The organism is Streptomyces sp. NBC_01515, assembly GCF_045040345.1.
GTDB lineage: Bacteria > Actinomycetota > Actinomycetes > Streptomycetales > Streptomycetaceae > Streptomyces.
The window spans coordinates 4810987-4836388 of sequence record NZ_CP109416.1; the positions used below are offsets into that span (position 1 = coordinate 4810987).

At 68.7% G+C, this 25402-nt stretch carries 16 protein-coding genes, 2 rRNA genes and 1 pseudogene; 7 read left to right on the forward strand and 12 right to left on the reverse strand.

The window, feature by feature from the left end; genetic code table 11:
- Positions 1-320: 320 nt before the first annotated feature.
- Positions 321-3134, reverse strand: coding sequence for a preprotein translocase subunit SecA (gene secA / locus OG407_RS21385; protein WP_328682909.1), 2814 nt, complete (start codon positions 3132-3134; stop codon positions 321-323).
- 267 nt (positions 3135-3401) lie between these two features.
- On the opposite strand from secA, the gene OG407_RS21390 reads away from it, so the two are divergent.
- A complete protein-coding gene (locus OG407_RS21390) occupies positions 3402-3971 on the forward strand; it encodes a GNAT family N-acetyltransferase (protein ID WP_405860278.1) in 570 nt (189 codons plus the stop codon).
- A 49-nt stretch (positions 3972-4020) separates the two neighbouring features.
- Here OG407_RS21390 and OG407_RS21395 read toward each other — a convergent pair whose 3' ends face one another.
- Complete coding sequence (locus tag OG407_RS21395) at positions 4021-5235, reverse strand: IS110 family transposase (protein WP_405860280.1); 1215 nt, start codon at positions 5233-5235, stop codon at positions 4021-4023.
- A 250-nt stretch (positions 5236-5485) separates the two neighbouring features.
- Between OG407_RS21395 and OG407_RS21400 the strand changes: the two genes are divergently transcribed.
- Complete coding sequence (locus tag OG407_RS21400; RefSeq protein WP_405860282.1) at positions 5486-6661, forward strand: winged helix-turn-helix domain-containing protein; 1176 nt, start codon at positions 5486-5488, stop codon at positions 6659-6661.
- A gap of 19 nt (positions 6662-6680) precedes the next feature.
- Here the strand turns inward: OG407_RS21400 and OG407_RS21405 are convergent, their stop codons facing one another.
- The 8 genes and pseudogenes from OG407_RS21405 to mtnA all read right to left on the reverse strand — a co-directional run bounded on the left by OG407_RS21405 (position 6681) and on the right by mtnA (position 16061).
- Positions 6681-7427 (reverse strand): response regulator, encoded by a 747-nt coding sequence (locus OG407_RS21405; protein ID WP_405860284.1) that lies wholly within the window; start codon positions 7425-7427, stop codon positions 6681-6683.
- 205 nt (positions 7428-7632) lie between these two features.
- Positions 7633-8325: a ribosome hibernation-promoting factor, HPF/YfiA family gene (gene hpf, locus OG407_RS21410; protein ID WP_365308152.1), complete on the reverse strand. Its 693-nt coding sequence runs from the start codon at positions 8323-8325 to the stop codon at positions 7633-7635.
- 313 nt (positions 8326-8638) lie between these two features.
- Positions 8639-9175 (reverse strand): ComF family protein, encoded by a 537-nt coding sequence (locus OG407_RS21415; RefSeq protein ID WP_405868523.1) that lies wholly within the window; start codon positions 9173-9175, stop codon positions 8639-8641.
- 633 nt (positions 9176-9808) lie between these two features.
- Positions 9809-10099: pseudogene (locus OG407_RS21420) on the reverse strand (ComF family protein); the annotation flags it as partial.
- 219 nt (positions 10100-10318) lie between these two features.
- Complete coding sequence (locus OG407_RS21425; RefSeq protein WP_405860287.1) at positions 10319-12151, reverse strand: LpqB family beta-propeller domain-containing protein; 1833 nt, start codon at positions 12149-12151, stop codon at positions 10319-10321.
- Positions 12141-14222 carry an MtrAB system histidine kinase MtrB gene (gene mtrB / locus OG407_RS21430; protein WP_405860289.1) on the reverse strand — a complete coding sequence of 694 codons (2082 nt, stop codon included), beginning with the start codon at positions 14220-14222 and terminating at the stop codon, positions 12141-12143. Before mtrB ends, OG407_RS21425 begins: the two co-directional genes overlap by 11 nt.
- Before the next feature lies 1 nt (position 14223).
- Positions 14224-14913, reverse strand: coding sequence for a two-component system response regulator MtrA (gene mtrA / locus OG407_RS21435; protein ID WP_187284748.1), 690 nt, complete (start codon positions 14911-14913; stop codon positions 14224-14226).
- Between the two features lie 8 nt (positions 14914-14921).
- Positions 14922-16061 (reverse strand): S-methyl-5-thioribose-1-phosphate isomerase, encoded by a 1140-nt coding sequence (gene mtnA, locus OG407_RS21440; protein ID WP_405860291.1) that lies wholly within the window; start codon positions 16059-16061, stop codon positions 14922-14924.
- 140 nt (positions 16062-16201) lie between these two features.
- On the opposite strand from mtnA, the gene OG407_RS21445 reads away from it, so the two are divergent.
- Genes OG407_RS21445 through OG407_RS21465 form a run of 5 tightly spaced genes read left to right on the forward strand, consistent with a single transcriptional unit; the run spans position 16202 to position 21854 of the window.
- A complete protein-coding gene (locus OG407_RS21445) occupies positions 16202-17575 on the forward strand; it encodes a hypothetical protein (protein ID WP_405860293.1) in 1374 nt (457 codons plus the stop codon).
- A gap of 4 nt (positions 17576-17579) precedes the next feature.
- Positions 17580-18365 (forward strand): DUF4129 domain-containing protein, encoded by a 786-nt coding sequence (locus OG407_RS21450; RefSeq protein ID WP_405860295.1) that lies wholly within the window; start codon positions 17580-17582, stop codon positions 18363-18365.
- Entirely contained in the window at positions 18362-19555 is a 1194-nt protein-coding gene (locus OG407_RS21455; RefSeq protein WP_405860297.1) for a DUF4350 domain-containing protein, read from the forward strand. Before OG407_RS21450 ends, OG407_RS21455 begins: the two co-directional genes overlap by 4 nt.
- Positions 19555-20544 (forward strand): MoxR family ATPase, encoded by a 990-nt coding sequence (locus OG407_RS21460; RefSeq protein ID WP_365613043.1) that lies wholly within the window; start codon positions 19555-19557, stop codon positions 20542-20544. The genes OG407_RS21455 and OG407_RS21460 overlap by 1 nt, the downstream gene beginning before the upstream one ends.
- Positions 20544-21854, forward strand: coding sequence for a DUF58 domain-containing protein (locus OG407_RS21465; RefSeq protein WP_405860299.1), 1311 nt, complete (start codon positions 20544-20546; stop codon positions 21852-21854). The genes OG407_RS21460 and OG407_RS21465 overlap by 1 nt, the downstream gene beginning before the upstream one ends.
- A 108-nt stretch (positions 21855-21962) precedes the next feature.
- On the opposite strand, the gene rrf is transcribed toward OG407_RS21465, so the two are convergent.
- Both rrf and OG407_RS21475 read right to left on the reverse strand, forming a co-directional pair.
- Positions 21963-22079: ribosomal RNA gene (gene rrf, locus OG407_RS21470) — 5S ribosomal RNA — on the reverse strand.
- 92 nt (positions 22080-22171) lie between these two features.
- Positions 22172-25293 (reverse strand): 23S ribosomal RNA (locus OG407_RS21475).
- Positions 25294-25402: the final 109 nt, after the last annotated feature.

The following is a 25402-nucleotide window of genomic DNA, read 5'->3' on the forward strand; positions in this document are numbered from 1 at the left end:
GGCTGGCGGCTGGCGGCTGGCGGCTGGCGGCTGGCGGCTGGCGGCTGGCGGGCAAGGCAACCACCGAGCCGGGGCCGACCCCGTCCGCGCCAATCGACGCCCCGGCCGTACCCACCGTGCCCCCGCGCCAGCCGGCAACCGCACACGCGCCCACAACCCGCCCGCGCACACGCACACGCACACACGCCAAAGGGCCGGGCACCTTCACGATGCCCGGCCCTTCAAGGTCCTCCACCGGAGAGCGGCGGCCCCGGCAAGCTCAACCCCTCACTCAAGGGGCCGCTCGCCGCAGCTCAACCGCCAAACCCGCGGAGCGACCGTCACTTCTTGCGGCGGCTGCTCCGGCGGCCCTGCTTGCGGCGCTCCGCGCGCGTGAGGCCGTCCGCCTCGGAGCGCACGGGCTCGTCGTCGCTGGTGAAGTCGCCCTCGACGATGCCGCCCTCGCCGTCCACGGTCGGCGCGGAGAAGTGCAGCCGGTCCGGCCGCTGCGGGGCGTCGAGCCCCTTGGCGCGGATCTCGGGACGGGCGCTCGCCTGCGCGGGCACCGTGTCCTCCTTGTCGAGCGACGGCTTGTCGTCCTCCAGGAGGACTTCCTCGACCTGCTGCTCGACCTGGACCTCCAGGTTGAACAGGTAGCCGGCGGACTCCTCCTTGATGCCGTCCATCATCGCGGTGAACATGTCGAAGCCCTCGCGCTGGTACTCGACCAGCGGGTCCTTCTGGGCCATCGCGCGCAGGCCGATGCCCTCCTGGAGGTAGTCCATCTCGTAGAGGTGCTCGCGCCACTTGCGGTCCAGGACCGACAGCACGACGCGGCGCTCCAGCTCACGCATGATCTCGGAGCCGAGCTGCTCCTCGCGGTCCTTGTACTGCTCGTGGATGTCGTCCTTGATGGACTCGGAGATGAACTCGGCGGTCAGACCGGCCCTGTCCCCGGCCGCCTCCTCCAGCTCCTCCACGGTGACCTTCACCGGGTAGAGCTGCTTGAACGCGCCCCACAGCCGGTCGAGGTCCCAGTCCTCCGGGAAGCCCTCGGCGGTCTCCGCGGTGATGTACGCGTCGATCGTGTCGTCCATGAAGTGCACGACCTGCTCCTGCAGGTCCTCGCCCTCCAGGACGCGGCGGCGCTCGCCGTAGATGACCTCACGCTGGCGGTTGAGGACCTCGTCGTACTTGAGGACGTTCTTGCGGGTCTCGAAGTTCTGCTGCTCGACCTGCGACTGGGCGGACGCGATCGCGCGCGTGACCATCTTGTTCTCGATCGGCACGTCGTCCGGGACGTTCGCCATCGACATCACGCGCTCGACCATCTGGGCCTTGAACAGCCGCATCAGGTCGTCGCCGAGGGAGAGGTAGAAGCGGGACTCGCCCGGGTCGCCCTGACGGCCGGAGCGACCGCGCAGCTGGTTGTCGATACGACGCGACTCGTGCCGCTCGGTACCGAGGACATACAGGCCGCCGAGGTCCTTGACCTCTTCGAACTCGTCCTTGACCGCCTGCTCGGCCCTCTCCAGGGCGGCGGGCAGGGCCTGCGCCCACTCCTCGATGTGCTCCTCGGGGTCGAGGCCGCGCTGGCGCAGCTCCGCCTCGGCGAGGTCGTCGGGGTTGCCGCCGAGCTTGATGTCCGTACCGCGGCCGGCCATGTTGGTCGCGACGGTCACGGCGCCCTTGCGGCCGGCCTGGGCGATGATCGGCGCCTCACGGTCGTGCTGCTTCGCGTTCAGCACTTCGTGCTGGATGCCGCGCTTGGCGAGCTGCTGCGAGAGGTACTCGGACTTCTCGACCGACGTCGTACCGACGAGGATCGGCTGGCCCTGCTCGTGCTTCTCGGCGATGTCGTCGACGACCGCCTCGAACTTCGCGACCTCGGTGCGGTAGATCAGGTCCGACTGGTCCTTGCGGACCATGGGCCTGTTGGTCGGGATCGGGACGACGCCGAGCTTGTAGATCTGGTGGAACTCGGCGGCCTCGGTCATCGCCGTACCGGTCATGCCCGAGAGGTTGCTGTAGAGGCGGAAGAAGTTCTGCAGGGTAATCGTGGCGAGCGTCTGGTTCTCGTCCTTGATGTCCACCCCTTCCTTCGCCTCGATGGCCTGGTGCATGCCCTCGTTGTAGCGGCGGCCGGCGAGGATACGCCCGGTGTGCTCGTCGACGATCATGACCTCGCCGTCGATGACGACGTAGTCCTTGTCCTTCTTGAAGAGCTCCTTCGCCTTGATGGCGTTGTTCAGGTAGCCCACCAGCGGGGTGTTCACCGACTCGTAGAGGTTGTCGATGCCCAGCCAGTCCTCGACCTTGCTGACACCGCCCTCGTGGATGGCCACCGTGCGCTTCTTCTCGTCGACGTCGTAGTCGCCCGTCTCCTCCAGGCCCTTGAGGGAGTTGCCGGCCTCGCCCTTCTTCAGGCGGGTGACCAGCTTGGCGAAGTCGCCGTACCACTTGGTGGCCTGGTCGGCCGGGCCGGAGATGATCAGCGGCGTACGGGCCTCGTCGATGAGGATGGAGTCGACCTCGTCGACGATCGCGAAGTTGTGGCCGCGCTGCACCAGTTCGTCCTGCGACCACGCCATGTTGTCGCGCAGGTAGTCGAAGCCGAACTCGTTGTTCGTGCCGTACGTGATGTCGCACGCGTACTGCTCGCGGCGCTGGGCCGGGGTCATGTTGGCCAGGATGCAGCCGACCTCAAGGCCCAGGAACTTGTGGATGCGCCCCATCATCTCGGAGTCGCGCTCGGCCAGGTAGTCGTTGACCGTGATGATGTGGACGCCGTCTCCGGAGAGGGCGTTCAGATATGCGGGCAGGGTGCCGACCAGGGTCTTGCCCTCGCCGGTCTTCATCTCGGCGACGTAGCCGAGGTGCAGGGCCGCGCCGCCCATCATCTGCACGTCGTAGTGGCGCTGGCCGAGGACGCGCTTGGCGGCCTCACGGACGGTGGCGAACGCCTCGGGCAGCAGGTCGTCCAGGGTCTCACCGTCGGCGTAGCGCTGCTTGTACTCCTCGGTGAGGGCCTTCAGCTCGGCGTCGGAGAGGTCCACGAAGTCCTCTTCGATGGACTTGACCTGGTCCGCGATGCGGTGCAGCTTGCGCAGGATCTTGCCTTCGCCTGCACGCATGATCTTCGAGAGGACGGACACGGGGCTTGGTCTCCTTGCCGGTCGGGCCTGGGACGGTCGGTTACCAATGACATGACTGAGCAACGGCCATCGTATGCGAGGACCCCGCCACGCCGGGAGCCTGCCGGGGACGCCGACCGTCCACTCCTTCACATCTGCTTCAAAGGGACAACGGCCGGGGGTCGCCGATGGTGCCGCGTCCCTCCGAGGAATTGCGCGAAATGTGATCACCCGCTCACGCAGCGCAAAGGTATGGCGTCCTTGTGCGCCCCCGAGCAGAATCGGCCGATGGAACCCGTAACGCTCACGACCGACCGGCTCCTCCTGCGCAGCGTCGGCCCGCAGGACACCGACGTCGTGTATTCAGCCGCCCAGGATCCCGACATCCAGCGCTGGACGACGATCCCCTCGCCCTACCTCCTGGAGCACGCGCAGAGTTTCACCGAACAACTGGTCCCGGAGGGCTGGGCGAACGGTTCGATGTTCACCTTCGGTCTCTTTCTCCCCGAAGGGGAGCTGGTGGGGATGCTCGGGATCACGATGCGCTCGCTGGGCGTCGGCGAGGTCGGTTACTGGGGCACGAAGGAGCACCGCGGCAACGGCTACATGACCGAGGCCGTACTCGCCGCCGCCCGCTGGGCCTTCACCGCCATGTCGATCGACCGCCTGGAATGGCGCGCGGAGGTCGGCAACAAGGCCTCGCGCGCGGTCGCGGAACGCGCCGGCTTCACCATGGAGGGCACGCTGCGCTCCGCGATCAACCACGGGGGCGTACGCCGGGACTGCTGGGGCGGCTCCCTGCTCCCGTCCGACCTGGGCCTGCCGTCGACGGCGCCGTACCTGCCCGCCCAGCGCTGAAGCAGCGGCGAATCCGCAGGTCGGCCCGCGTTGATGCTCCTATTGCTCGTCAAGAGGCTTGGAGCCAGTCGCGGTAGGCGTGGGTGAGGGCGTCGTCGCGGCGGATTCCTCGTTCGAGGGTGGAGATGGCGGCCGGCCAGACTCCGAAGTGGCCTGCTGCGGCGGTGAGGGTGATGCCCCTGGACTGCCGCAGGGGCCGTAGGTCGGCGATGTCGGGAACGAGGACCGTGGTGGTGAGGCAGCGGAACACCTCCCGGGCGATGGCTCGTTTGAGGAGCCTGATGATCTCCTTCTTGGTCCGCCCGGCCGTGGTCTGCCTCGCCACGTATTCACGGGTGCGGGGATCGCTGGACATACGGACGAGGGCGATGCGGTAGAGGGCGGCGTTGGCTGCCCGGTCACCTCCCCGTGAGAGGCGGTGGCGGTTGGTCCTGCCGCTGGAGGCGGGGACCGGGGCGGCTCCGCAGAGGGCGGCGAAGGAGGCTTCGGTCCGCATCCGTTCGGGGTTGCCGCCTGCGGTGACCAGCAGCTGTGCCGCGGTGTCCGGGCCGACTCCGTGAGTGGACCGCAGTCCGGGGTTGTGTGCGGTGACGTCGGCATCCAGGGCCTTGGAGAGTGCCTCGTGCTCGGCAGTCAGCTCCTTCACCCGCCGGGCCAGGCTCTTGAGAGCGGTCAGGATCGCGGCGTGGACCGGATCACCGCAGGGACGCAGCCGGGCGAGGGCGTCGGTGCGGGCGGGGCCCTTCAGGCGGCCGTATGTGGCGCGGATGGCCTCGGGCGCGCTGATGAGGATGCCACCGATCTGGTTCAGCGCGGCGGTGCGGGCCTTGACGGCGGAGCGGGCGGCGTTGTGCAGGGCCCGTATGCCGGCGACGGTGTCGTCCTTGGGCGCGGCCTGGGCTCGTCCCGACAGGGCGGCGCGTGCGGCTGCGTAGGCGTCGATGGGGTCGGACTTGCCGATGCGGCGGCGTTCGGCCCGGTCGGGCCGGTTGACCTCCACGACATGACGGCCCGCCGAGCGGGCAGCGCGGGTGAAGCCGGCCCCGTAGGAGGCGGTGCCCTCCACCCCGATCGCGACCACGTGTCCGTGCGCGGTCACGAAGGCCAGAGCAGCGGCGTAACCGGCTGCGGTGGTGGCGAACTCGGCGTCCGCAAGGTGACCGCCGTTGCCGCTGATCACAGCAACGTGAAGCGTGTCGGCATGAGAGTCGACCCCGCCGAACACTCTCTGGCCGACGGTGTCCGCTTCGACTGCTGATGCCATGCTGGTGACGCCTTCCTGACCGGAGGTAGGCACCGGCCGGGTGGCGCAGACAGGACATTGAAGCGGGGGCTTCTGACCAAGCTCCTATCAGGTCATGTTCCGCCCGGCCGGAGCCATGAGAACAAGCCCCGGCGGCCGGACAGAACAACTTGAGGACAACCCAGCAGGGCGTCAGTCAGTGCCAGAGCCACGACCACCGGAACCTGCGTACCAATATCAATGTCAGTGCCACCCTCTATCGTGCGGAGACATGACGAGTGCCCCGCGCCCCACGACCGACCTGTCGGCAGCCGACGCCCGCCGCATCGCCCTGCGTGCCCAGGGTTTCCTCGGCGCCCCCGACCGCCGCGCGGGCGTGCGCGGCGTGCTCCGCCATCTCGGCGCGGTCCAGCTCGACACCATCTCGGTCCTCGCCCGCTCCCACGAACTCATCCCGTACGCCCGCCTCGGCGCGGTCCCCCGCAAGACGGTCGAGGACGCGTACTGGACCGAGACGCACGCCTTCGAGTACTGGTCCCACGCCGCGTGCATCCTCCCGGTGGAGGAGTGGCCCCACTTCGCGTTCCGCCGCCGCGCCTACCGGAGCCGCCCGCACTGGAACCACGACCTCCCCGACGGCACCTACGAACAGGTCATCAAGCAGCTCCGCGCCGAAGGACCGCTCACCTCAACGGAGTTGGGCGGCGCCAAGCGCACCAGCGAGTGGTGGGACTGGTCCGGCGCCAAGGTCGCCGTGGAGCGCGCGCTGATGTACGGCGAGGTGGTGTGCGTGGAGCGGCGCGGCTGGAAGCGGGTGTACGACCTCGCCGAGCGCGCGATCCCGAAGGCGCTGCTGCACGACGAGCTGGATGACACGGAGTGCCTCCGCCGCCTGGTCAACCTGGCGGGCGCCTCACTGGGCGTCGGCACCCGCGCGGACATCGCCGACTACCATCGCCTCAAGGGCGAGCAGGTCGACGCGGTGATCGCCGACTCGGGCCTGGTCCCGGTCACCGTCGAGGGCTGGGGCAAGCCCGCCTGGGCCGACCCGACGGCCCTGGAGACACCTCCGCGCGGCCGCCACCGCACCACACTCCTGTCCCCGTTCGACTCCCTGATCTGGGAACGGGCCCGCACGGAACGCATCTTCGGCTTCACCCACCGCCTGGAGGCCTACGTCCCCAAGCCCAAGCGGATCTACGGCTACTTCGCGATGCCGGTGCTCGCGGGGGGCCGACTGGTCGGTCGCGTGGACCCCGCGCGCGAGGGCCGCACCCTGGTGGCCAAGCAGGTCACCCTGGACGGCGTGAAGGCCGTCCCGTCCGTCGCCCAGGCCCTGGTCGAGGCCGCGAGCTGGGTGGACTGCACGGACGTACGCGTGGAGCGGGTCGACGCCCCCGAGCTGCGCGCTCCCCTCGCCAGAGAACTGGCCCGTCTCCTGGCATGAGGGACACCTGGCCCGAGGGTCAGCGGATCTCCAGGATCTTCTCCCGCATCGCGTAGACCACCGCCTCCATCCTGGAGTGCAGCTGCAGCTTCTCCAGGATGTTGCGCACATGGTTCTTCACGGTGTTCTCGGAGATGAACAACTGCTTCGCGATATCGCGGTTGTTCATTCCGGTGGCGACGAGTTTGAGAACCTCCAGCTCACGGTCGGTGAGCCGGGGCGCGGGCACCAGCCGGCGCTCGTCGGTGCGCTGGATCATCGACTTGAACTCGGTGAGCAGTTTCGACGCCATGGAGGGGCTGATCTGCGACTGTCCGTCGGCCACGGCGCGAATGGCGGTGGCCACTTCGTCGGTCGAGATCTCCTTGAGGAGATAACCCGTCGCGCCCGCCTTGATCGCGTCGTAGAGATCGGCCTCTTCGTCGCTGATCGTGAGCATGATGATTTTCGCGCTGGGTGCCACCTCCTTGATGGAGGTGCACGCCTCGATCCCGCCCCGCTTCGGCATCCGCACGTCCATCAGGACGATGTCCGGCAGCAGATCCGCGGCCTTGTCCACGGCCTCGGCACCGTCGCCCGCCTCGCCGACGACCTGGATGTCCTCCTCGGCCGCCAGCACGATCTCCAGGCCGCGGCGGAAGAGGGCGTGGTCGTCCACGACAAGGACTCTGATCGGCTCCTTGCGTGTCGAGCCCGCTTCCTGGCCCATGCCGACGACGCCGCCGTCGGTATCCCCGACATGCATCGGTCCGAAGCTGTCCGCCATCGTTCCTCCCCCTGAAGGCTGTGGCCTGTGGTCCTGTGCCATCGCCAACCCAAGGCAGCGGCCCACCGGTTGGGCCTGTACGGCCATGATTCCATGCCCGGACGACAGTGCGGTCACGGAGCGGGGCGCGAAGTGGTCGCACACCGGTGCCCCTGGGGGCGCACACGCGCTCCAGGGGCACCGGCTCAGCTGTCTGCCGGGTGGGTCAGCCGCCCAGCGTGCCGCCGGCCGCGGGCGGTTGCGCCTGCGTGACCATCGGGTCCGTGCTGAGGTGGATGACGCCGTAGTCGTAGGCGTGGCGTCGGTAGACGACGCTCGGTTCCTTGGTCTCGGAGTCGACGAACAGGTAGAAGTCGTGTCCGACCAGTTCCATCTCGTAGAGCGCCTGGTCGAGGGACATCGGAGAGGCGACGTGGGTCTTCTCGCGGACGACCAGGGGGCCTTCGCCCTTGACCTCAAGCGAGCCGATCTTCTTGGTGGGCACACCGTCCGGCTGCTCGTCCGGGACGGCGTGGCCGTTGCCGTTGAGCGTCGCGGCGCCCGGGACGTGGTCGGGGACCTCAGCGGCGGTGAGCCTGCGGGCGCCGCGCCGCGTGTTGCGCTTGTCGTGCTGCTTGCGCAGCCGGGCATCCAGCTTCTCCGCCGCGAGGTCGAGCGCCGCGTACGGATCGTTGGCCGATGCCTCCGCCCGGATCACCGGACCGCGGGAGCGGAGCGTGATCTCCACTCGGTCACAGCGGTCGGCCTGTCGGGGGTTCGGCTCCTTGGACACCTCCACGTCGAGGCTGATCACCTTGCCGTCGAGCTTCTGGATCTTCTCCAGCTTCAGCTTCTCGGCCACGTGCTTGCGGAACCGCTCGGGCACCTCGGTCTTGCGGCCCTTGACGACGATGTCCACGCAGAACTCCGTTCCCGGATCGCTCCGCTTCGCTGCGGAGCGTCTCCCTTTCGCACCAGGCTCCGGTCACCCCGGAACCTCGGACTCGGTGACTTCCACCTCCTCCTCCCCCATGGGCAAGATCTCCACCCCATGGCCGCGGGTGATTGCAGAAAACCCGCAGCACGGCATTCGGATAGGAGAGGTGCGGCCTGCGCCTTTCTCTCACAACCGAACATATCTCGCCCGGACGGATGTCGTCACCCTCTACTGCGGCGTACCTCCGTTCAGGTGAATTGCTCCTGTCATTACCTGCAACGACGCAAGTTCACGGTCAGTTCCGGTTTATTTCGAAGGAATCCGGCGACGCCGCGATCACCGCAGCGCAGATCAGGTCAGCGGGGCCGTTCGCACTCACGATTCCCGGGGCACTGAGTGCCATGTTCCTCCCGTTCTCCATTGATCTCTCGTTGTGTTCCTCTCTGCCTTCCCTGGACACACGCCCGTACACAGTGGCAGTCGCGCCAACTTCGCCGCCGCCCACGATCGCCTCCCGCACGGCACGCGCCGCCTCCCTCAAGGAGGCCCCGGTCGTCATCAGGTCGTCGACGAGCACCACCGGACCGCCCACGAGTAACCGGGCACCACCCGCGACCACCTCCAGCGCACCGTCGAGATTCCCCATCCGCTCCCGCGAGTTGAGCCCCGCCTGATCCGCGACCCACCGCCGCTGCCGCAACACGGCCACCACCCGAGCCGGCGTCCCGGTCCGCCGCAACTCCCCCGCCGCCGCGAGCGCGATCCGCCGGGCCGGATCATGCCCCCTGGCCCGCACGGTGCTCCGCGCAGAAGGCACGGGGACGAGCAGCACGGGCGCGTAACCGTGACTCCGGGACGGAACACGACCGGCATCGGTCTGCCACCCGGCTTGCGGCTGGCGATGCCCCGCCTGGATTTGCCCGAACTGAGCCTGGCGAAGCCCGACCTGGACTTGCTCGACCTGAGCCTGGCGGCGCCCTGCCCGAGCCTGCGCGGCTTGTCCTGCCTGAGCTTGCGTGGCTTGTTTTATCCGACCCTGCACGGCTTGTCCCACCCGAGCCTGCGCAGCTTCCCCAGCGTGAGCCTGTCGTGCCTGCGGCTGCCGTACCGGGCCGTGCCCGCCCTGCACTGGATCTGCCTGATCCCGCCCACTCGGCGTCGTACCAAGCCCTGCACCAAACCCCGCAGCCTCTGCTACCTCCCCCACCTCTCCCGTACCAGGCCCGGCCACCCTCAACCGCGCGACCTGCCCACCACCAGAGCCGGAATCTCCCGCACCTCGCCCCGACCGTTCTGCCGCGCCCCGCGCCCAACCGCTCCGGTCGGCCTCCTCCCGCAGCTCCTCCTCCCCCAGCTCCCCAAATGCCTGCGCCAAGTCCCCACGCAGCCCCGCCACACCCCCGTCCATCCCCAGCAAGCCCGAATCCCGCCCGGCCACAACCCCGTAGCCTCGCCCCCAGTTCTCCCGAAGCCCCACCCGCACAGCCCCCGCCAGCGCCGCGCCCAACGCCCCCGCAAGCCCCAGCGCCCCCCGTTCCTTATGGGCGAGGATCGCCGCCCGCACCTCGTCCGCGTAAGGAGCCGCCGCATACGTCGCCGGCAGCCCCACCGGCTCGGGCATCGGTCGTACCCGGCCCGGTACGGCCCCGCTCAGAGCTGCACGGCACTCCGGGCAGAGCACCGTGCGAGGCCTGCCGCAGCCTCCGCACTCGGCCGGCAGCACCAGATCCGTGAGGTCCCGCCACCACCCCCGCATGCCCACCACTGTGCCAACGCCCCGCCCGACCGGCCACCCCTGTGGACAAGGGCCTGTGGACAACTCCGCACAACCGTCAACAGCCGTCACCCACACGAGTGCAAGGCCACCCGGAACAGTCACCCCGGAACACGCGAACGGCCGCCTCCACCGAGCCTCAGCCCGACCGGAGACGGCCGCGTTCAGTCCACCACCTCATCGTCGCGACGCGTCAACGCGTCACCCCGGATACACCGGCGCCGACCCCGCCTTGACGACCTTCTGCCACTGCGCCCCGCTGGACAGCCGCACGATCCCGTCCTCCGAGTAGGCCACCAGCGGCAGCTTGTCGTCCTCGGACGCGGCGATCTCCTTCACCCCCGTCAGGGCCGCGGGCGCCGGGCCCTCCGGCGTGGATCCGTCGACCTGGACGTACCGCATCTGCACCACGCCCTCGTGCTCGCGCCCCACCACGACGAGCCGGCTGTCCCCGGCCCACGACATGGCCGTGATCTCCTCCAGGTCCGGGGTGACGGAACGCAGTTCGAGGACCGAGATCACCGGTGTCTCCCCCGCCGCCCCGCTCCGCTGGATCCGCCCGACGAGCAGGGACCGCTTGCCGTCCTTCTCCACGACGAGCGCGATCCGCACCCCGTCGGCGGCCACCCGCACCGACTCGATACGGCCGTCCAGTCCCGGCATCTCCACCGCTATCGGCTGCCCCGCGCCCTTCTGCAGCAGGAGCAGCCGGGGCTTCTTCGGGTCCCGGTCGGCCACCCAGAGGTCGCCCTGCGCGTCCCAGCTGGGAGCCGTCAGCCGGTCGCCCTCCGTCTTGCCCTGGCTGGTCAGCACAGGGTCCCCGAGCGAGGCACCGGACACCATCGACCCGACGTAGAGCGACTTCCCGTCGAGGCCGACCCCGGCCCCGGTCTCCTCGTCGCGGGACACCGCCACCGACCGCAGCTGCGTCTCGCCCTCGCCCAGCGCGCCCGGCACCGGATCGGCGTGCGCGCCGCGGCTGGACATCCGCACCACGCGGTGCTTGTCGTCGAGGAAGTACAGGTACACGGGATGATTCAGGACACCGTGTGCCGCGAGGGTGTCAGCGTCGCTCTCGTTGTAGTCGCACAACTGCGCGCCGTCGGCGGCCTGCAACTCGACCTTGTCCACCGTGGGCGTCATGGTCCGGAGCGTGAAGAGGATCTGCGTGGCCATCTCGTCGCACCGGGCCAGCCCCACCCGCGAGGCCTTCTGGTTCAACGGGACCGTCACCTTGTTCTGGTCGTCGGGCGTCAGCGAGGTGACGCCCTTCCGCAACGCAGTCCCGGTGGGGAAGCTCGACCTGACCACGGGCCCGAGCCAACTGGTGGGCCCGCTCAGGAGCGACCGCACCATCTGCGTCATCGGGTCCACCCGCCGCCGTACGAACACGGGGTCGGCGACCGCGATCGGCTGGGAGCTGGTCCCGGCCGTCGTGTTCGACGCGAAGTAGTACTTGTTGACCGACATGTAGTTGCGCTGGAAGTCCGACTCGCCCATGACGACGCCCTGCGGCAGGTCGTCGATGCGCCACTGGCCGCTCTTCGCGTCCTTCGTCAGATGTACGGCCTTGCTGTACTGCCCGTCCGCCGGCGCGTACGCCTGCTGCGAGTCCACCGTGGCGACCCGGTCGCCGGTCAGGGTGTACGTGAACGTGCCGGTGTCCTCCCGGCCGACCGGCGGGCGGACGGCCTCCGTGCTCGGTCCGTCGGCGAGCACCGTGGTGAACACCCCCGGCTGCCAGTTCCGCGCGGCCTTGGCGGACAGGTACATCCGCGCCGTCTTGTAGTTCGGATCGTCGCTGGTGAGCGCCTCCAGGAAGCCCTGCACGATCTCCCCCTGCGACGCGTCCTCCCGGGGCGGCATCGCGAAAACGCGCACCTGGGTGTCCTGTCGGGGCGTCGACTCGACCCCCCGGAGATCCCCGCTGTCGGGCATCGAGGCACATCCCGCCAGCACTACGACGCCCGTCGCGACGTACGCCGCCGCGCGTGCCGGCCTCCGCCGGGCGCCCCCCGCGCGGTCAGCGCCCACGAGATGCCTCCCCCTGCTTGTTCGAGTCCTCCGGTACGCCGGCCGGGTCCGTGCCCGCGGCCTCGCTCCGGGCCGGCTCCGCGGGCGACCGGTCCTCCTGCCGCCGGGTGCCGCCGGTCGGCCGGGGCACCACGCGCGCGCCGCTGCCGGGCAGCGCCGTCGGGTCCGCCGTGGCGGTCGTAGCGGCCATCCTGGGGGCGATCGGGGCCCGCGAGGGTATCGGCGCCACCTGGTCGCCCATCGGCTGCACGGGGACCGTCGCGCGCTTGTCCCCGCCCCCGCTCGGCAGCCCGGCGTCGCTGAGTCCGCGGTTGCGGCGTGAGTCCTTGGGCTCCAGGGGTATCGGCGAGCCCCGTAGCGGTTCGTCCGCGGTCCGCGGCAGCGTCAGCCGGAACTGCGAACCGCCGCCCGGCTCACCCCACGCCTGCAGCCAGCCGCCGTGCAGCCGCGCGTCCTCCAGGGCGATGGACAGCCCCAGACCCGTACCGCCGGTGGTACGCGCGCGTGCCGGGTCCGCCCGCCAGAAGCGGCTGAACACCCGGGTCGCCTCACCGGGCTTGAGCCCCACTCCGTAGTCGCGCACCGCGATGGCGACCGCCCCGCCCGCGGTGGCGAGCTTGACTATGACGTCCTTGCCGTCGCCGTGCTCCACGGCGTTGACGACGAGATTGCGCAGCACCCGCTCCACCCGCCGGGCGTCCGCCTCGGCCACCACGGGCTGCTGGTCGCCGACGACGCGTATCTGCGTGCCCTTGCGCTCGGCGAGCGGCTCAGCGCCGCTGAGAACCCGCCGTACGACCTCTCTGAGGTCTATCGGCTCGGCCTCCAGAGCCGCCGCGCCCGCGTCGAAGCGGCTGATCTCCAGCAGGTCCGCGAGCAGCGTCTCGAACCGGTCCAGTTGGTCGGCCAGCAGTTCCGCCGACCGCGCGGTCATCGGATCGAAGTCCACGCGCGCGTCATGGATGACATCGGCCGCCATCCGTACGGTCGTCAGCGGCGTCCGCAGCTCGTGCGACACGTCGGACACGAACCGCCGCTGCATCCGCGACAGGTCCTCCAGCTGCTGGATCTTCAACTGAAGGTTCTGCGCCATCTTGTTGAAGGCCTCGCCGAGCCGCGCGATGTCATCCTCACCGGTGACCTTCATGCGCTCCTGTAGGCGCCCGGCGGACAGCCGCTCGGCGATCCCGGCGGCCATCCGCACCGGCGTGACGACCTGCCGCACGACGAGCCAGGCGATGGCCCCCAGGAGGACGACGACGAAGAGCCCGGCCGTGGCAAGGGTCCCCTTGACCAGGCTGAGCGACTTCTCCTCCTGGGTGAGCGGGAAGAGGTAGTACAGCTGGTAGGGGTCGCCGTTCGGGTCGTTGACCTGCTTGCCCACGACCAGCGCCGGCTGGGACTCCTTGCCGTTGCTGTAGATGATGCGGGTGTAGCTCTGGGCCGCCGTCGTACGGTCGTTCACCCGCGCGCGGAGGTCCTCGGGCACGCTGGCGGACGGGTCGACGTAGCCGGAGCCGCGCGGGCTGCGTCCGCTGCCGCTGTCCATGCCCGCGGGCAGTGTCACCACGTCGAAGGCGCCCTGGCCGCCGCTGGACAGCGACGACACGAGGTCGCTCATCCAGGAGATGACGTTCTGGGAGGAGCCGTCGTCGGTCGCGGAACCGTCGGCGGCGGCACCGCTGCCCGCCTCGTCGGCCCGCTGCTTGGCCACGGCGAAGCCGCCCGTGGCCTGGCTCTGCGAGGCCTTCACCTTGGCGTCCAGCAGGCCGTTGCGCACCTGCCCGATGACGACGAAGCCCAGCAGCAGGACGACGCCCAGCGACATCAGCAGGGTCGTGACGACGACCTTGAGCTGGATGTTGCGCCGCCACAGCCGCATGACCGGCAGCAGCGGCCGGCGCACCCAGCGCATGAACAGGCGGAGGACCGGGCTGCCCTGGACCCCGCCCTGCAGCAGCCCGCCCTCCCACAGGCGTGCCCAGCGGGAGCCCGCCGCCGTCCGGCCGACAGGCCGCCCCGCGCGGGTCCCGGACCCCCCGGGCGCCGAAGCGGCACTGTCCCTGGACATGTCAGCTCGGTCCCGCCTTGTAACCGACCCCGCGGACGGTCACCACGATCTCCGGCCGCTCCGGGTCCTTCTCGACCTTGGAACGCAGCCGCTGGACATGCACGTTCACCAGCCGGGTGTCCGCCGCGTGCCGGTAGCCCCAGACCTGCTCCAGGAGCACCTCACGCGTGAACACCTGCCACGGCTTACGGGCCAGCGCGACCAGCAGGTCGAACTCCAGCGGCGTCAGCGCGATCGACTGCCCGTCCCGCTTCACGGAGTGACCGGCCACGTCGATGACCAGATCGCCTATGGCGAGCTGCTCGGGCGCCGGCTCCTCCGACCTCCGTAGCCGCGCCCGGATACGGGCGACCAGCTCCTTCGGCTTGAACGGCTTCACGATGTAGTCGTCAGCGCCCGACTCCAGGCCCACCACGACATCGACGGTGTCGCTCTTCGCCGTGAGCATCACGATCGGCACCCCGGACTCCGCCCTGATCAGGCGGCACACCTCGATACCGTCCCGTCCGGGCAGCATCAGGTCCAGGAGCACCAGGTCGGGCTTGCTCTCGCGGAAAGCGGCCAGCGCCTTGTCGCCGTCGGCTACGAAAGACGGCTCAAAACCTTCACCACGCAACACAATGCCGAGCATCTCGGCCAGTGCGGTGTCGTCATCGACGACAAGGACTCGTCCCTTCATAAACGACATCATCCCATTAACTAAATCGTTACCTGTCGTGACCTGTCACACAGCTCTGCCAGCGCCTCCGCCGTCACGGGCGAAACAGCGCCTTCTTCGGTGACGATCGCCGTCACCAGCTCGGGAGGCGTCACGTCGAACGCCGGGTTGTACGCCTGCGTCCCCAGGGGTGCCACCGGAATCCCGCCTCCCGCTCCCGACACCGTCACTTGGGGTGACGTGATCTCCGTCACTTCGAAGCCGGGGCGCTGCTCCACCTCGATGGACGCCCCGTCCGGCGTGTCCGGATCCACCGTCGTCACCGGCGCCACCACGATGAACGGCACATGGTGGTACCGGGCGAGCACGGCGAGCGGATAGCTCCCCACCTTGTTCGCCACCGAACCGTCGGCGGCGATCCGGTCCGCCCCGATCAGTACCGCGTCCACCTCCCCGGCCGCGAACAAAGAGCCCGCCGCGTTGTCCGTGAGCAAGGTGTACGCCATTCCGTTGCGTGCCGCCTCATACGCCGTCAGGCGAGCACCTTGCAGCAACGGACGCGTTTCGTCCACCCACAGCCGCCTCAGCCGCCCGTCCCGGTGCGCCGCGAGCGCCACCGCGAAGGCCGTGCCCTCGCCGCCCGACACCAGCGCCCCGGTGTTGCAGTGGGTCAGAATCCGGTGCCCACCGCCGGGCAGCAGCTCGTCCAGCAGGGCCAGCCCGTGCGCGGCCATCCGCGCGCTGGCCTCGGCGTCCTCCCGGTGCAACCGCCGCGCCGCCGCCAACGCGGCCGCCGCCGCCCGCTCGGCACCGCCTCCCTCGGCGAGCGCGGCCCGGTGCGCTGTCTGGGCCCTACGCACGCCGAGGGAGAGGTTCACCGCCGTGGGCCGGGCGCCCGCCAGGGCGATCGCGGCCTCGTCCACGTCGAAGCCCCGCGCGGCGGCGAGCGCGACGCCGTACGCCCCCGCGATGCCGAGCAGCGGCGCCCCGCGCACCGCCAGCGAGCGGATCGCGTCCACCAGCGCGGACGCGTCCGTGCACACCAGCTCGACCTCCTCGGCCGGCAGTCTCGTCTGGTCGAGAAGGACCAGCACAGGGCCCTCGGGAGGTTCGTCCCAACGGATCGCGGGTATCTCGGTCGGCCGGCCGTCCTCGCCGGATTGCGCGTACTGATCAGCCATGCGGTCAGTCTGCCCCGGATCCGGCGGACAATTGAAGGTGTGCAGCCCATACCGCGGCCGGTCACCGCCCGACCACCCCATGGCACGATGGCTGCCAACCTGCCGCCGCGCCCGCGGACGGGCACCGTGAAGGAGCGACGATGAACGACACTCCGGGCTGGGCCTCGCCCGGATCCGCCCCGCCCGACGGGCCCGAGCCCGGCGCGTCCGGTCCCGCCGAGCCGACCGACGGCCCCAGCCCCGCACAGCCCGCGGACCAGCCGGGCACGGACCCGTCGGGCCCCGGCCCGCAGTGGTCCAAGGAGCAGCCGCCACCCGCCCAGTGGTCCGCGCCCACCGGCGCCCCTGGCCAAGGCCAGACACCCCCGCCCCCACCGCCCGGCCCGGGCTGGGGCGGCCACCCCGGCGGCCCGGCCGGCCCCGGAGGTCCTGGGGGATACGGCGGCGGCTACGGAGGTTACGGCGGGCCCGGCGGCAACGGCGCTCCCGGCGGCTGGGGAACCGGCTGGGGCGGCCCCCCGCCCGCGGCCAAGCCCGGTGTCATCCCGCTCCGCCCGCTCGGCGTGGGCGAGATCCTCGACGGCGCCGTCTCCACCATGCGCACCTACTGGCGCACGGTCCTGGGCATCTCCCTCACCGTCGCCGTCGTCATGCAGACCGTCGTCGTCCTCGTCCAGGGCTTCGCCTTCAACGACCTCGCCAGCACCCAGGCCCTCGACGACCCGAACGCCAGCACCTCCGAAGTGACCCGCGCCATGAGCGAGGCCTTCCTCAGCACCGGCGTCGTCTACCTGGTCGTCCTCATCGGCACCGTCGTCGCCACCGCCCTGCTCACCTCGGTCACCAGCCGCGCCGTGCTCGGCAAGCCGGTCACCGCCGGAGAGGCCTGGCGCGACGCCCGCCCCCAGGTGCTCAGGCTGTTCGGCCTGATCTGCCTGCTGATCCTCATGGCCGTCGTCCTGATCGGTGTCCCCACCGTGCCCGGCATCATCGTGGCCGTCACCGGGTCGCAGGACGGGGGCATCGCGCTCGCCGTCCTCGGTGGCCTCGCCGGCTGCGTCGTCACCCTGTGGCTGGCGATCCGCTTCTCCCTGGCCTCGCCCGCGCTCATGCTGGAGAAGCAGGGCATCGTGAAGTCGATGACCCGCTCCGCGAAGCTGGTGCGCGGCTCCTGGTGGCGGATCTTCGGCATCCAGCTGCTCGCCCAGATCATCGCGAGCATCCTGTCGTCCATCCTCGTCATCCCGTTCGCTTTCATCGCCGGCCTGTTCAGCGGCGACGGCATCAGCGGCCTCGTCGACGGCACCGGCAGCCTCGGCTGGACATTCCTCATCATCAGCGGCGTCGGCTCGGTGATCGGCCGCATGATCGCGTTCCCGATCACAGCCGGCGTCACCGTGCTCCTGTACATCGACCAGCGCATCCGCCGCGAGGCCCTCGACCTCGACCTGGCCCGCGCCGCCGGTGTCCAGGACCAGGGCACCGCCGCCACCGGCCCCACTCCGGGGAGTTGATGCGGTGAGCCCGGCGGGGGAAGTTCTCACAGCGGCACCCGCGGCGCTGCCGCGCGCCGTCGAATCGGCCGCGGGGGCGCTGCTGCGCGCCCACGGCATCGTCGTACGGTCATCAGCCCTCTCGGGCGACGAGCCTCCGGTGACGATCCCGCGCGACCCCGCGCGGGAGGCGGCCCGGCGCGAACTGTCCAAGCAGATGTACCACGAGAACGATCCCAGCCTGGTGCAGCGAGCCCTGGACGCCATCTGGAACTGGATCGACAAACTGTTCGGCAGGGCATCGGAGGCAGCACCCGGCGGCACACTCGGCCTGGTCGTCGTCATCCTGGCCGTCCTCGTCGTCGGCGCCGCACTGTGGTGGCGCCTAGGCACCCCGCGCCGCCAACCCGTCTCCGCCGCCGCCCTGTTCGAGGACGGCCCCCGCAGCGCCGCCGAACACCGCGCGGCCGCCGAGGCGCACGCCGCCCAGGGACACTGGAACCCCGCCGTGCAGGAACGCATGCGTGCCATCGTCCGCGCCCTGGAGGAACGGGCCCTGCTCGACGTCCGCCCCGGCCGCACGGCCGACGAAGCCGTCGCGGAAGCCGGCCGCGCACTGCCCTCGCACACGGCCGAACTCCGCGCCGCCGCCGCGCACTTCGACGACGTGACGTACGGCGGACGCGGCGCGAGCGAGCAGTCGTACCGGCGCATCGCCGAACTCGACCGCGAGCTGGAGCGCACCAGACCCGTCCTCACGAGCAGCGCCCACAGCACGGCCCACCAGACCAGCCAGGGGGCCGCCGAATGACCGCGGAGGCCACGCTTCCCGCCACCTCGGCCTCGCCGACCGCCCGCCAGGTGTGGACCCGCGCGCGGGGCATCCTCCTCGCGCTCGTGATCCTCCTGGCGGCCGCCGTGGCGATCGCCGCGATCCGCTCCGACGAACGGCACGGCGACCTCGACCCGCGCTCCGCCGACCCCTACGGCAGCCGCGCCGTCGCCGAACTCCTCGGCGACCGGGGCGTGTCCACGCGCGTGGTCACCACCCTGGCCCAGGCCCGCGCCGCGGCCGGCCCGGACACCACCCTCCTGGTCGCCGTCCCCGACCTGCTGACGAAGCGTCAACAGTCCGGCCTGCACTCGGCGTTCGCGAACTCCGGCAGCCGTACGGTCCTCGTCGCCCCCGGTCCCGCATCCCTGCCCCGGCTCGCCCCCGAGGTCACCGCGGACGCCGGAAGCAGCTTCGACACAGTGCTGTCCCCCGACTGCTCCCTGCCTGCCGCCCAGCGCGCGGGCAACGCGGAAACCGGTGACTACAGGTACACGACCACAGCCGCCGACGCCGACGAGTGCTACGCCGGCAACGACCTGCCGACCCTGCTCCGGCTGCCGGACGCGTCCGGGAGCGGCGACACCGTCGTCATCGGTTCGCCCGACATCTTCTTCAACAAGCGTCTCGACAAGCAGGGCAACGCCTCGCTCGCCCTCCAACTCCTCGGCTCCCGCCCCCATCTGGTCTGGTACCTCCCCTCGCTGTCCGACACCTCGGCCACCGACTCCGGCAGCCAGAGCTTCTTCGACCTGCTCCCCTCGGGCTGGCTCTGGGGCACCCTGCAACTGTTCATCGCAGCAGGCGTTGCCGCCCTGTGGCGGGCACGCCGACTGGGCCCCCTGGTGCCCGAGAAACTCCCCGTGGCGATCCGCGCCTCCGAAACCGTCGAAGGCCGCGCCCGCCTCTACCGCAAGGCCAACGCCCGCGACCGCGCGGCCAACGCCCTGCGCTCCACCACCCGCACCCGCCTCGCCCCCCTCGTAGGCGTCCCCGTCTCCCAGGCGCACACGCCCGAAGCCCTGCTCCCCGCGCTCTCCGCCCACCTCCACGGCGACGGACAGACCCTGCACGCCCTCCTCTTCGGCCCGCCGCCCAGCGACGACGCGGCCCTCATCGCACTTGCCGACCAACTCGACGCCCTCGAAAGAGAGGTACGCCGTTCATGATGGACCCGACCACTGACAACGCCGGGACCACGGGGAATCCGGACACCGCCCGGGCCTCCCTCGAATCCCTGCGAGCCGAGATCGCCAAAGCCGTGGTCGGCCAGGACCCCGCCGTGACCGGTCTCGTCGTCGCCCTCCTCTGCCGCGGACACGTTCTCCTAGAAGGAGTCCCTGGGGTCGCCAAAACGTTGCTCGTCCGCGCCCTCGCATCCGCGCTCGAACTCGACACCAAGCGCATCCAGTTCACCCCGGACCTGATGCCGAGCGACGTCACAGGCTCCCTCGTCTACGACACACGCTCCGCCGAGTTCCGCTTCCAGCCCGGCCCGGTCTTCACCAACCTGCTTCTCGCGGACGAGATCAACCGCACCCCTCCGAAGACCCAGTCGTCCCTCCTGGAGGCCATGGAGGAACGCCAGGTCACGGTCGACGGCACCCCGCGCCCGCTCCCCGACCCGTTCCTGGTCGCCGCGACGCAGAACCCCGTCGAGTACGAGGGCACGTACCCCCTCCCCGAGGCCCAACTCGACCGCTTCCTGCTCAAACTGACGATCCCTCTCCCCTCCCGCCAGGACGAGATCGACGTCCTCACCCGCCACGCCGAGGGCTTCAACCCGCGCGACCTGCACGCCGCAGGCCTGCGCCCGGTGGCCGGCCCGGCCGACCTCGAAGCAGCCCGCGCGGCCGTCGCCAAGACGACGATCTCCCCCGAAATCACCGCCTACGTAGTCGACATCTGCCGCGCCACCCGCGAATCGCCGTCCCTCACCCTCGGCGTGTCCCCACGCGGCGCCACCGCCCTCCTGGCCACCTCGCGCGCGTGGGCGTGGCTCACGGGCCGCGACTACGTCATCCCCGACGACGTAAAGGCATTGGCACTCCCCACCCTCCGCCACCGCGTACAACTGCGCCCCGAGGCCGAGATGGAGGGCGTGACGGCGGACTCCGTCATCAACGCGATCCTCGCCCACGTCCCGGTCCCCCGCTGATGGCCCTCACCGGACGCGCCGCCCTCCTCGCCGCCCTGGGCTCCCTCCCCGTAGGCATCTGGGAACCCAGCTGGACGGGCATCCTGGCCGTCAACGCCCCCCTGGCGGTGGCCTGCGCCTGCGACTTCGCCCTGGCCGCCCCGGTACGCCGCCTGAGCCTGACCCGCTCGGGCGACACCTCCGTACGCCTGGGCGAATCCGCCGACGTCACCCTGACGATCACCAACCCGTCCCGCCGCCCGCTCCGCGCCCGCATCCGCGACGCCTGGCCCCCTAGCAGCTGGCTCCCCGGCACCGAATTCGCCGCATCCCGCCACCGCCTGACGATCCCACCCGGCGAACGCCGCCGCCTCACCACCCACCTACGCCCCACCCGCCGCGGCGACCGCCACGCAGACCGAGTGACAATCCGTTCCTACGGCCCCCTCGGCCTCCTCACCCGCCAGGGCACCCACGCGGTCCCCTGGGCGGTCCGCGTCCTGCCCCCGTTCACCAGCCGCAAGCACCTCCCCTCGAAACTCGCCCGCCTGCGCGAACTCGACGGCCGCACCAGCGTCCTGACCCGCGGCGAGGGCACGGAATTCGACAGCCTGCGCGAGTACGTCCCCGGCGACGACACCCGCTCGATCGACTGGCGCGCCACCGCCCGCCAGACCACGGTCGCGGTACGCACCTGGCGCCCCGAACGCGACCGCCACATCCTCCTCGTCCTCGACACCGGCCGAACCTCAGCGGGCCGCGTCGGCGACGCCCCCCGCCTCGATGCCTCCATGGACGCCGCCCTGCTCCTGGCAGCCCTCGCATCCCGCGCCGGCGACCGCGTGGACCTGCTCGCCTACGACCGCCGGGTCCGCGCCCTCGTCCAGGGCCGCACGGCACGCGACGTACTCCCGTCACTCGTCAACGCGATGGCGACCCTCGAACCGGAACTCGTCGAAACAGACGCCCGAGCCCTGGCAGCCACCGCGATCCGCACGGCACCCCGCCGCTCCCTGATCGTCCTGCTGACCAGCCTCGACACGGCCCCGGTCGAAGAGGGCCTGCTTCCAGTCCTCGCCCAACTCACCCAGCGCCATACGGTTCTGGTGGCATCCGTGGCAGACCCCTACATCGCCCGCATGGCTACGGCCCGTGGAAACACGGAGGCGGTCTACGAGGCGGCAGCTGCGGCACGCGCCCAGACCGAACGCGACCGCACCGCGGAAAAACTCCGCCGGGCAGGAGTCACCATCGTCGACGCGACACCGGACGATCTCGCGCCGGCATTGGCGGACGCATATCTGGCTCTCAAGAGCGCGGGCCGTCTGTAATACGGCGGGCCCTGCTTGAAAAAGCAGAGCCCTTTACAGAATTCAGGACCCCTTAAACGCAGAAAACCCCCGTACCGAATTAACGGTACGGGGGTTTTCGCAATATTTGTTCGGCGGCGTCCTACTCTCCCACAGGGTCCCCCCTGCAGTACCATCGGCGCTGTGAGGCTTAGCTTCCGGGTTCGGAATGTAACCGGGCGTTTCCCTCACGCTATGACCACCGAAACACTATGAAACAGACAACCGCACCACACCCAGTGGCCCCGGGCATGGGGTTGTTCGTGGTTTCAGAACCAACACAGTGGACGCGAGCAACTGAGGACAAGCCCTCGGCCTATTAGTACCGGTCACCTCCACCCATTACTGGGCTTCCAGATCCGGCCTATCAACCCAGTCGTCTACTGGGAGCCTTAACCCCTCAAGGGGGTGGGAACACTCATCTCGAAGCAGGCTTCCCGCTTAGATGCTTTCAGCGGTTATCCCTCCCGAACGTAGCCAACCAGCCATGCCCTTGGCAGAACAACTGGCACACCAGAGGTTCGTCCGTCCCGGTCCTCTCGTACTAGGGACAGCCCTTCTCAATGTTCCTGCGCGCGCAGCGGATAGGGACCGAACTGTCTCACGACGTTCTAAACCCAGCTCGCGTACCGCTTTAATGGGCGAACAGCCCAACCCTTGGGACCGACTCCAGCCCCAGGATGCGACGAGCCGACATCGAGGTGCCAAACCATCCCGTCGATATGGACTCTTGGGGAAGATCAGCCTGTTATCCCCGGGGTACCTTTTATCCGTTGAGCGACGGCGCTTCCACAAGCCACCGCCGGATCACTAGTCCCGACTTTCGTCCCTGCTCGACCCGTCGGTCTCACAGTCAAGCTCCCTTGTGCACTTACACTCAACACCTGATTGCCAACCAGGCTGAGGGAACCTTTGGGCGCCTCCGTTACTCTTTAGGAGGCAACCGCCCCAGTTAAACTACCCATCAGACACTGTCCCTGATCCGGATCACGGACCCAGGTTAGACATCCAGCACGACCAGACTGGTATTTCAACGACGACTCCCCCTGAACTGGCGTCCAGAGTTCACAGTCTCCCAGCTATCCTACACAAGCCGAACCGAACACCAATATCAAACTGTAGTAAAGGTCCCGGGGTCTTTCCGTCCTGCTGCGCGAAACGAGCATCTTTACTCGTAGTGCAATTTCACCGGGCCTATGGTTGAGACAGTCGAGAAGTCGTTACGCCATTCGTGCAGGTCGGAACTTACCCGACAAGGAATTTCGCTACCTTAGGATGGTTATAGTTACCACCGCCGTTTACTGGCGCTTAAGTTCTCAGCTTCGCCACCCCGAAGAGTGACTAACCGGTCCCCTTAACGTTCCAGCACCGGGCAGGCGTCAGTCCGTATACATCGCCTTACGGCTTCGCACGGACCTGTGTTTTTAGTAAACAGTCGCTTCTCGCTGGTCTCTGCGGCCACCCCCAGCTCAAGGAGTAAATCCTTTCACCGGTGATGGCCCCCCTTCTCCCGAAGTTACGGGGGCATTTTGCCGAGTTCCTTAACCATAGTTCACCCGAACGCCTCGGTATTCTCTACCTGACCACCTGAGTCGGTTTAGGGTACGGGCCGCCATGAAACTCGCTAGAGGCTTTTCTCGACAGCATAGGATCATCCACTTCACCACAATCGGCTCGGCATCAGGTCTCACCCTTGCGTCATCCGGATTTGCCTAGATGACGGGCTACACCCTTACCCCGGGACAACCACCGCCCGGGATGGACTACCTTCCTGCGTCACCCCATCACTCACCTACTACCATCTTGGGCCGGCGGCTCCACCACTTTCCATTCCCCGAAGGGTCCGGAACGGCTTCACGGCCTTAGCATTAATGGGCTCGATGTTTGACGCTTCACAGCGGGTACCGGAATATCAACCGGTTATCCATCGACTACGCCTGTCGGCCTCGCCTTAGGTCCCGACTTACCCTGGGCAGATCAGCTTGACCCAGGAACCCTTAGTCAATCGGCGCACACGTTTCTCACGTGTGTATCGCTACTCATGCCTGCATTCTCACTCGTGAACCGTCCACCACTAGCTTCCGCTGCGGCTTCACCCGGCACACGACGCTCCCCTACCCATCCATACAGGCGTTGGCCCTATTGTATGAATGACACGACTTCGGCGGTACGCTTGAGCCCCGCTACATTGTCGGCGCGGAATCACTAGACCAGTGAGCTATTACGCACTCTTTCAAGGGTGGCTGCTTCTAAGCCAACCTCCTGGTTGTCTCTGCGACTCCACATCCTTTCCCACTTAGCGTACGCTTAGGGGCCTTAGTCGATGCTCTGGGCTGTTTCCCTCTCGACCATGGAGCTTATCCCCCACAGTCTCACTGCCGTGCTCTCACTTACCGGCATTCGGAGTTTGGCTAAGGTCAGTAACCCGGTAGGGCCCATCGCCTATCCAGTGCTCTACCTCCGGCAAGAAACACACGACGCTGCACCTAAATGCATTTCGGGGAGAACCAGCTATCACGGAGTTTGATTGGCCTTTCACCCCTAACCACAGGTCATCCCCCAGGTTTTCAACCCTGGTGGGTTCGGTCCTCCACGAAGTCTTACCTCCGCTTCAACCTGCCCATGGCTAGATCACTCCGCTTCGGGTCTTGAGCGCGCTACTAAATCGCCCTATTCGGACTCGCTTTCGCTACGGCTTCCCCACACGGGTTAACCTCGCAACACACCGCAAACTCGCAGGCTCATTCTTCAAAAGGCACGCAGTCACGAGAGTGCATGCGAGCATGCACTCCGACGCTCCCACGGCTTGTAGGCACACGGTTTCAGGTACTATTTCACTCCGCTCCCGCGGTACTTTTCACCATTCCCTCACGGTACTATCCGCTATCGGTCACCAGGGAATATTTAGGCTTAGCGGGTGGTCCCGCCAGATTCACACGGGATTTCTCGGGCCCCGTGCTACTTGGGTGTCTCTCAAACGAGCCGTTGATGTTTCGACTACGGGGGTCTTACCCTCTACGCCGGACCTTTCGCATGTCCTTCGCCTACATCAACGGTTTCTGACTCGCCTCACAGCCGGCAGACTGTGAAAGAGAGATCCCACAACCCCGCATACGCAACCCCTGCCGGGTCTCACACGTATACGGTTTGGCCTCATCCGGTTTCGCTCGCCACTACTCCCGGAATCACGGTTGTTTTCTCTTCCTGCGGGTACTGAGATGTTTCACTTCCCCGCGTTCCCTCCACTTGCCCTATGTGTTCAGGCAAGGGTGACAGCCCATGACGACTGCCGGGTTTCCCCATTCGGAAACCCCCGGATCAAAGCCTGGTTGACGACTCCCCGGGGACTATCGTGGCCTCCCACGTCCTTCATCGGTTCCTGGTGCCAAGGCATCCACCGTGCGCCCTTAAAAACTTGGCCACAGATGCTCGCGTCCACTGTGCAGTTCTCAAACAACGACCAACCACCCATCACCCTGCCTCTTACGGCAAGTTCACTGGGGTCGGCACTGAAGGCAGCTTGTTACAGC

Bases quoted from the DNA above. Each gene is read 5' to 3' on its own strand.
- OG407_RS21390 (WP_405860278.1), top strand. From the start codon at position 3,402: ATGGAACCCGTAACGCTCACGACCGACCGGCTCCTCCTGCGCAGCGTC.
- OG407_RS21395 (WP_405860280.1), bottom strand. From the start codon at position 5,235: ATGGCATCAGCAGTCGAAGCGGACACCGTCGGCCAGAGAGTGTTCGGC.
- OG407_RS21400 (WP_405860282.1), top strand. From the start codon at position 5,486: ATGACGAGTGCCCCGCGCCCCACGACCGACCTGTCGGCAGCCGACGCC.
- OG407_RS21405 (WP_405860284.1), bottom strand. From the start codon at position 7,427: ATGGCGGACAGCTTCGGACCGATGCATGTCGGGGATACCGACGGCGGC.
- mtrB (WP_405860289.1), bottom strand. From the start codon at position 14,222: ATGTCCAGGGACAGTGCCGCTTCGGCGCCCGGGGGGTCCGGGACCCGC.
- mtrA (WP_187284748.1), bottom strand. From the start codon at position 14,913: ATGATGTCGTTTATGAAGGGACGAGTCCTTGTCGTCGATGACGACACC.
- mtnA (WP_405860291.1), bottom strand. From the start codon at position 16,061: ATGGCTGATCAGTACGCGCAATCCGGCGAGGACGGCCGGCCGACCGAG.
- OG407_RS21445 (WP_405860293.1), top strand. From the start codon at position 16,202: ATGAACGACACTCCGGGCTGGGCCTCGCCCGGATCCGCCCCGCCCGAC.
- OG407_RS21455 (WP_405860297.1), top strand. From the start codon at position 18,362: ATGACCGCGGAGGCCACGCTTCCCGCCACCTCGGCCTCGCCGACCGCC.
- OG407_RS21460 (WP_365613043.1), top strand. From the start codon at position 19,555: ATGGACCCGACCACTGACAACGCCGGGACCACGGGGAATCCGGACACC.
- OG407_RS21465 (WP_405860299.1), top strand. From the start codon at position 20,544: ATGGCCCTCACCGGACGCGCCGCCCTCCTCGCCGCCCTGGGCTCCCTC.